Origin of the sequence: Fibrobacter sp. UBA4309 (assembly GCF_002395745.1) — a bacterium.
Lineage (GTDB): Bacteria > Fibrobacterota > Fibrobacteria > Fibrobacterales > Fibrobacteraceae > Fibrobacter.
On record NZ_DGUN01000050.1, the window covers coordinates 1 to 7,789 of the forward strand.

Sequence of the window (7,789 nt, forward strand, 5' to 3'; positions counted from 1 at the left end):
AAAATCCTCAACCAGCTTTCGCTGTTCTGGTTCAAGCACCTCGGCATGAAGAACCACCTCATCACCGCCGACGTGAACGAATACCCGGAAGTGCTCAAGAAGCACGCCGACTACCTCCGCGGCCGTTCCATGATCGTCAAAAAGGCCCACCGCCACTCCGTGGAATGCATCGTGCGCGGCTACATCGTGGGTTCCGGCTGGAAGGACTACCAGAAGACGGGCCGCATCTGCGGTCACGTGCTCCCCTCCAACATGCAGCTCTGCCAGAAGCTCGAAAAGCCGCTCTACACGCCGAGCACCAAGCCCGACGTTGGCCACGACGAAAACATCAGCTTCGAACAGACCTTCGACATCGTTGGCGAAAAGGTCGCTACCACTCTCCGTGACATGTCCCTCGACATCTACACGAAGGCCCGCGACTACGCTGCCTCCAAAGGCATCATCCTCGCCGACACCAAGTTCGAATTCGGTGAAATCGATGGCGAAACCATCCTCATCGACGAAGTGCTCACGCCGGACTCCAGCCGTTACTGGCCGGCCGACAAGTACCAGGTGGGCAAGAACCAGGAAAGCTTCGACAAGCAGTACGTTCGCGACTGGCTCGAAACTCTCGACTGGGGCAAGACCTACCCGGGTCCGGAAATTCCGCCCGAAGTCGTGAAGAACACGCTCGCGAAGTACGAAGAAATCTTCGTGCGCCTCACCGGCAAGCAGCCGGAATTGTAATGCGACCGTTCGCGCTAGACTCGGGGATTTATTCTCCGGTCTGCGCTCACTCTCGCGACCGCGCCTAGTCAATACTAGGCACTTGTCGCTCACAAGGCGACCGCTGTTCGCGCAAAACGTAATCCAGGTCGTCGGCTCCAGGGCCTGCGGCCTTTTTTAAAGAGAAAAACTTTCATCCGAAGGATATAAAAATGAAATCTGTACCTATAACGCTGCTCACCGGTTACCTCGGAGCCGGAAAGACGACCCTCCTGAACTTCGTGCTCAACAACCAGCAGGGTTACCACGTCGCCGTCATCGTGAACGACATCGGCGAAGTGAACATCGACCAGACGCTCATCGAGAAGGGCGGAAACATCACGAAGGAAGATTCCGGCAAGGTGGTGCCGCTTTCCAACGGGTGCATCTGCTGCAGCCTCAAGACCGACCTCCTGGAACAGATTGCCGAACTCCTTGAGATGAACAAGTTCGACTACATCCTCATCGAAGCAAGCGGTATCTGCGAACCCGTGCCTATCGCGCAGACCATCTGCATGGCGGGCAGCCAGCTGCAGAGCCGCGACGGTCGCCCCCTCGCCTGCCACCTCGACAACATCGTCTCCGTGGTAGACGTGGCCCGCCTCGCCGATGAATTCGCGGGCGGCCAGAAGTTGCTCGCGAACAACCTCGAAGAAGAAGACATCGCGAACCTCCTCATCCAGCAGATTGAATTCTGCAACACCATTATCATGAACAAGGTCGATTCCATCAGCAAGAACGACCTCGAGCACGTGAAGGCGGTGGTCCGCGCGCTGCAGCCCGAAGCCAAGATGATCGAGACGAACTACGGCAAGGTCGAGATGAAGGACATCCTCGACACCAAGCAGTTCGACTTCGAGAAGGTCGGGAACTCCGCCGCCTGGGCCAAGGAACTCATGAAGGAGACGAAGCCCGAAGACGAAGATGACGATGACCATGATGAACACGAGCATCACCATCATGACCATGACGACGAAGACCATAGCCACTGCGACCATGAGCATGGCGTGTGCCACTGCGGCCACCACCACGACAAGGACCATCCGCACGGCGACGAATACGGCATCGGCACTTTCGTGTACGAACGCCGCCGCCCGCTAATCCGCGACCGCTTCGAGACGTTCCTCGACAACTACCCCACGAGCATCATCCGCACCAAGGGACTCGTGTGGTTCGAAGACGAACGCAACAACAGCTACCTGTTCGAACAGGCCGGCAAGCAGGCGTCCGCCCAGAATTTCGGACCGTGGTTCGCCAGCGAAAGCGAAGAGGAACAGAAGAGGATCTTGCGCGAGAATCCCGACCTGCTGAAGGTATGGGACGCCGAATACGGAGACCGCATCATCCGTCTCGTCTTCATCGGCCAGCACATGGACAAGAAGAAGATTATCGCCGCTATGGACAACTGCCTGGGCAAATAGCCCAGCCGTCCAGGCTCAATGTCGCAACGGGCATCAGTGTCCTGACCTGATTCCCAGTTTATTCATGCGGTAATTCATCATGCGGGGCGAAACGCCAAGGCTGCGGCCCGCAGCAGAGAGATTACCGTCGTTCTGCTTGATGGCTTCGGTGAGAATTTCCTTCTCGTAATTCTGCAACATCACGTCGAGCGGGGCGCCTGTCAGCACAATGGAACTTCCGTTGCCCGAAGTAACGCTCGTCTGCAACGAAGGCGGCAAGTTGAAGCTGTGTACGCATTCATCTTTCGCCGTAAGCACGGCTCGTTCAATGCAGTTCTCGAGTTCACGCACGTTACCCGGCCAGTGGTAGCTCATAAGCAAATTGATGGCCGTCGTCGAAAGGCGCGTAATCTTCTTTCCGTACTTCACGTTGAACTTGTCTATAAAATGTTCCGCCAGCAAGATAATATCGCTCTTGCGCTTTGCCAGGTCGGGCATCACGATAGGGAAAATATTCAGGCGGTAGTAAAGGTCCTCGCGGAACTTGCCCTGGGCCATGAGCTCTTCGAGGTTACGGCTCGTCGCCGCCAAGAAACGCACGTCGGCATGGATTTCTTCGTTGCTGCCCACGCGGCTAAAGGTTCGTTCCTGCAAAAAGCGCAACAGTTTGACCTGGGTTTGCATGGTCAAATCGCCAATTTCGTCCAGGAAAAGCGTTCCGCCGTCTGCCGCTTCGGCACGGCCAATACGGCGAGCCATCGCTCCCGTAAATGCGCCCTTCTCGTGTCCAAAAAGTTCGCTTTCCACAAGGTTTTCGGGGAGAGCCGCGCAGTTCAGGATAATGAACGGCTTGTCCTTCCTTCCGGACAGGTTCACGATGGCACGGGCAATCATTTCCTTACCCGTACCGCTGCCGCCGCGGATAAGCACGGTCGCGTCGCTGGGTGCCACCTGGTGGAGCTGTTCGTAAACAATCTGCATTTCACGGCAGTTACCCACCATCTCGCCGTGATTGTTCGAAAGCATGTCGCGGAGCTTGCGGTTTTCGTCAATCATCGCCTGCTGTTCGTTATGCAGCTCGATGCATTCGTTCGCCGCATCGCCCGTGATATTCGCGATGATTTCGAGCAATGCCACGTCGCGGTCCAAATCCGTCGTGCCGTCTACGGGGCGGTCAATCGAGAGCGTACCGATAATCTGTTCGTCGTGAATCAGCGGTACGCATATAAAAGCCACCTGGGAATCGTAATGGCGGGATCCGGTCCTGTTCAGGAACCTGGAATCCTTGCGCAGGTCGGGGATAACGTGGCTGATACCGCGTTCTGCAACGTGGCCCGTAATACCCTCGCCCATACGGTAAAGTCCCTTTTGCTTCTCGGATTCTTCAAGACCGCGCGAAGCCTCGATTTTCAGGGTATCGCCGAACAGGAGCGCAAAAGTCCCGCGGAGCATGCCAAGCTCTGTTTCCAGGATGTCGAGGACGTTTTCCAGCAATTTCTGTACATTGCGCTCGTGAATAATGGCGACACTGATCTTCTGGATGACCGAAATATCTGGACCGATAGGGTTTTTCATAAAATGTAAAATAGAAAAAGATTGTTGAAGCTAAAGCCTTTCTTTTATTCTCCGAAGGGCTTCTTTTGTACGTTCGTGATCGCCAAAGGCGGTCAGGCGGAAGTACCCTTCGCCGCAGGGACCGAATCCGCTACCGGGAGTACCCACCACCTCGCAGGTGGCCAGCAGCCTGTCGAAGAAGTCGAAGGACTTTTCGCCATCGGGAATTTTCCACCAGATATAGGGGGCGTGCTCGCCGCCGAATACCGTATAGCCGGCCGCCGTCAGTTCCTGGCGGATAACCTTAGCCGTATCCATGTAGCCCTTGATGACGCCCCGGGTCTGCTTCCAGCCTTCCGCAGTATAGATAGCCTCGGCAGCACGCTGCGTCACGTAGTTCACTCCGTTGAACTTGGTGCACTGGCGGCGGTTCCACATGGCACGGAGCTTGGAAAGTTCGTGAGGAATGACCGTGTAGGCGCAGCGCACGCCCGTAAAGCCAGCCGTCTTGCTGAAGCTGCGGAACTCGATGGCGCAGGTACGCGCACCGGGAATTTCGTAAATGGAATGCGGGAGCGTTTCGTCCTGGATATAGCAGTTGTAGGCGCCGTCGAAAAGAATCAGCGCGCCGTTTTCGTTGGCGTAGTTGACGAACTTCTGCAGCGTCTCGCGACTCAGCACCGTTCCCGTCGGATTGTTCGGACTGCACAGATAGATCAGCTGCACCGGATTCCTGGGAAGGTCGGGCTGGAAACTGTTCTCGGCCGTAGAAGCAAGATAGGTCACTTCGGAGAAGTGGCCGTCAGCCTGGAGAATCCCCGTACGGCCCGCCATCACGTTGGAGTCGAGATATACCGGATAAACCGGGTCAGGAATGGCGATGCGGGCGTCACCGGAGAAGAGCTCCTGGATGTTCGCCACGTCGCACTTGGAACCGTCGCTCACGAAGATATCGTCCGGATCCATCTCGATACCGCGGGCCGTGTATTCGCCGCGCACGATTGCCTCGCGCACGAAGTCGTAGCCCTGTTCCGGACCATAACCGCGGAAGGTATCCTTGACCCCCATCTCGTCAACGGCCTTGTGCATGGCCTTGATGACTTCGGGAATAAGCGGAGTGGTCACGTCGCCGATTCCCAGGCGGATAATGTCGGCATTTTCGTGCGAGCCCTGGTATTCCTTGATTTTCTTGGCAATTGTGGAGAACAGGTAGCTGCCCGGCAGGCGATCGTAGAAAGAGTTGATGTAGGAGTCGTTCATGGTTTAGTAGGAAGTGGTTAGTGATTGGTGGTTAGACGAGAGAAAGCGTTAGGGAGAGGTGTGGATTTAGAACTTAGAGTTTAGAACTTAGATGTCATTCTCCGAAGGAGAATCCATCACTTTTATAACCGCAGTTCACGGGATTGATGGTTCCTCACACTGCATACTACTTCTCGAGCCTCATAGCCCTATCTCTCCTCTGAAGACTTCTTCCGCGGGGCCGGTCATAAGTACCGGGCCGTCTTCTTCGTGCTTGACATGGAGAACGCCGCCATCCAGGATGATGTCGGCTTCGGCGCCCACGTGGCCAGCGCGCTGGGCCGCGACGAGGGTTGCGCAACTTCCGGTTCCGCACGCCATGGTGACGCCGCAACCCCGTTCCCACACCCGCATGCGGATGTGTGCGGGCGCCACCAGCTGTGCGAATTCAATATTGCACCTGTCGGGGAACTGCTTGTCGCATTCCAGAATGCGTCCCCAGTTTTCAAGCTGAATCTTTTCGACATCGTCCACGAAAATCACCGCGTGCGGATTCCCCATCGAAACAGTCTCGGCAGTAAAGTCGTAGCAGTCCGCCGTGAGCTTGATTGTGCCGAGGAAGTTCCTCGGTTTACCCATGTCCACGCACACGCGGCCATCGTCCAACAATTTCGGTTTCACGATACCGCTTTTCGTATGCAGGTTGAAGGACGTCGTTTCCGGGGACTTGGCGAGACCGCGACTACGGATAAACTTTGCCACGCAGCGCGTCGCGTTGCCGCACATGGCAGCCTCGCTACCGTCCGCATTGAAAATGCGCATCTCGAAATCGACACCAGAATTGTCCACCGGAGTCACGATGACGACTCCATCCGCCCCGATGCCGAAACGCCTGTCACACAGCTTGACGACAAGCTTTTCGAAACCTGCACCGTATTCCACTTTTTGACCCGGTTCCAATAAAACGAAATCGTTACCGAGTCCCGTCCATTTAGAAAAATTGATATTCATACGCCCCTTATTTGCAAGAATCGTGCCAATTTTACAGATTTTGTTAAAATTCCGCTCAAAACGGCGATTTTTGAATAATTTCGCGCTTTACAAGTTTGACTTATTTACATTTTATGTAAAGCGTATTGACACTTTTTACATTTTATGTAAAACAAGTGTAGACCAGTTTCCCCAGATTGCTCGGGAGGGAACTTTTCCCCAACGGAAAGCGCGCATATGTCTGGACATCTACCGCCAAATATTGTGACTATTGCGCAAACAACAGTGCATTAGCTTACCATATCTTTGCAACCACTGGCAAGGACTGGTTCAAAGTTGATGAAGGGACCCTGCTTGTTCGGGTCCGCAGTCTGCGTTGCGTAAAAGACTAAATCCTGTCTATTTTTTTTACCTTTTGTTGTAAGAGATACGAGGAGAATTATGATAAAAAAATTATCAATTTGTTTTGCATTCATCGCATTTATCGCCTGTGGAGATGACGAATCCAGCACATCGCCAGCACAAGAACTTTCCGAAGTTTCCAGCAGTGCAAAAGAATCCAACCTAAATGAGTCTTCGAGTTCAGCATCTGACAAGGCAGGCTCAGAACAAGGCAAAAGTTCCGCGAAAAACAATGCAAAAAATTCATCTTCAAGTGTCCAAAGCAGTTCCAGCACCATTCCCACGATGAAGGAATGCGTCACGAGCGTCCGCTACAACGAAATCATTCCCTCCTGGGAAGAGTATCTTGCATTTAAAGGCAACAACTGCGATAAAGAAGGTTACATCCTGCTGACGGAAGACAGCAAGATATTAGTCACCTGCAAGGACGGAACCTGGTATCCCGAAATAGTCAAGCCCTGCCCTGCAGGAACCGAGAAAAGCAGTTCTTCTTCGGAATCTCCTAAGTCTTCATCTTCAAGTGCAATTTCATCTTCAGCGGTGCAGAAATCCTGCCACCTTTACGACAAGGCTCCCACGGTTATCGGCTGTGAAGGGAAGTCGAAGCCCAGTTGGAAATTTCTGAACCCGGACGTCGAATACCACTGCTTAGTGGACGAACGCGACAATCAGTTCTACGCCACCGTTAAAATCGGAGAACAGACCTGGATGGCGGAAAACCTGGCTTACGCCGACGAAGAAAAAACGCCCAACCTGGTAGGCGGCCATTGGTGCGATGCGGATGCAGACAGTTGCGCCCTGTACGGGCAGCTCTATAATTTCATGAGCGTCATGAATCTCAATACCGACGAAATGATGGAAGGGCCTTTTATAAAGGACACCCTTTTCGGAACATGGGAAAATCCCCAGCAGGGAATTTGTCCTAGCGGTTGGCATGTTCCCACAGTTTCTGAATGGATGACTTTGGGCAAGGCCGTTGGCGCGGAATGCGAAGACGAGAACCAGACAAGTTTCCCAGATTGCTCGGGAGGCATCGTAAAACTGAGATCCACCTGCGGATGGGAATACGACTCTGACGGGAACGAAGACATTGCGACAAACGAGTCGGGATTTGCACTCCTCCCAGTCAGTAACACCGACGGCCCGGAACTTTTCCCCAACGGAAGGCGCGCATATGTCTGGACATCTACCGCCAAATATTGTAACTATTGCGCAAACAACCAAGCATTAGCTTACCACATCTTTGCAACCACAGGCAAGGACTGGTTCAGAGTTGATGAAGGGATCCTGCTTGTTCGGGGCCGCAGTCTGCGTTGCGTAAAAGACTAAATCCTGTCTATTTTTCTATCTTTACGCCCGAAAATTCAACCTATAACCCCAAGAGACTATGCTTTTCAATTTCGACATGATCCAGGGCGTCTACGCCCGCATTCCTGCCCGCGTTGAAGCTGCCCGCAAGC

7 protein-coding genes are annotated in these 7,789 nt (G+C 53.9%); 3 read left to right on the forward strand and 4 right to left on the reverse strand.

The features are described from left to right. Positions 1–726: phosphoribosylaminoimidazolesuccinocarboxamide synthase (locus tag B3M32_RS07200; RefSeq protein WP_290744663.1), on the forward strand; the 726-nt coding region annotated here is incomplete at its 5' end. Positions 727–917: 191 nt separating this feature from the next. Next, positions 918–2,165, forward strand: coding sequence for a CobW family GTP-binding protein (locus B3M32_RS07205; RefSeq protein ID WP_290744665.1), 1,248 nt, complete (start codon positions 918–920; stop codon positions 2,163–2,165). Positions 2,166–2,198: 33 nt separating this feature from the next. Here B3M32_RS07205 and B3M32_RS07210 read toward each other — a convergent pair whose 3' ends face one another. From B3M32_RS07210 to B3M32_RS07225, 4 genes are all read right to left on the reverse strand, one after another. After that, a complete protein-coding gene (locus tag B3M32_RS07210) occupies positions 2,199–3,719 on the reverse strand; it encodes a sigma 54-interacting transcriptional regulator (protein WP_290744667.1) in 1,521 nt (506 codons plus the stop codon). 30 nt (positions 3,720–3,749) lie between these two features. Next, positions 3,750–4,958, reverse strand: a complete 1,209-nt coding sequence (locus tag B3M32_RS07215; RefSeq protein WP_290744670.1) for an LL-diaminopimelate aminotransferase — start codon at positions 4,956–4,958, stop codon at positions 3,750–3,752. 180 nt (positions 4,959–5,138) lie between these two features. Then, positions 5,139–5,948 carry a diaminopimelate epimerase gene (gene dapF / locus B3M32_RS07220; protein WP_290744672.1) on the reverse strand — a complete coding sequence of 270 codons (810 nt, stop codon included), beginning with the start codon at positions 5,946–5,948 and terminating at the stop codon, positions 5,139–5,141. Between the two features lie 269 nt (positions 5,949–6,217). Beyond that, on the reverse strand, positions 6,218–6,607 hold the full coding sequence (locus B3M32_RS07225) for a hypothetical protein (RefSeq protein WP_290744674.1): 390 nt from the start codon (positions 6,605–6,607) through the stop codon (positions 6,218–6,220). 7 nt (positions 6,608–6,614) lie between these two features. On the opposite strand from B3M32_RS07225, the gene B3M32_RS07230 reads away from it, so the two are divergent. Then, positions 6,615–7,658, forward strand: coding sequence for an FISUMP domain-containing protein (locus B3M32_RS07230; RefSeq protein WP_290744676.1), 1,044 nt, complete (start codon positions 6,615–6,617; stop codon positions 7,656–7,658). Positions 7,659–7,789: the final 131 nt, after the last annotated feature.

What these genes read in the sequence shown, in the direction of transcription:
- B3M32_RS07205 (WP_290744665.1), top strand. Translation starts at nt 918, where the DNA reads ATGAAATCTGTACCTATAACGCTGCTCACCGGTTACCTCGGAGCCGGA.
- B3M32_RS07210 (WP_290744667.1), bottom strand. Translation starts at nt 3,719, where the DNA reads ATGAAAAACCCTATCGGTCCAGATATTTCGGTCATCCAGAAGATCAGT.
- B3M32_RS07215 (WP_290744670.1), bottom strand. Translation starts at nt 4,958, where the DNA reads ATGAACGACTCCTACATCAACTCTTTCTACGATCGCCTGCCGGGCAGC.
- dapF (WP_290744672.1), bottom strand. Translation starts at nt 5,948, where the DNA reads ATGAATATCAATTTTTCTAAATGGACGGGACTCGGTAACGATTTCGTT.
- B3M32_RS07225 (WP_290744674.1), bottom strand. Translation starts at nt 6,607, where the DNA reads ATGGTGCTGGAACTGCTTTGGACACTTGAAGATGAATTTTTTGCATTG.
- B3M32_RS07230 (WP_290744676.1), top strand. Translation starts at nt 6,615, where the DNA reads ATGAAGGAATGCGTCACGAGCGTCCGCTACAACGAAATCATTCCCTCC.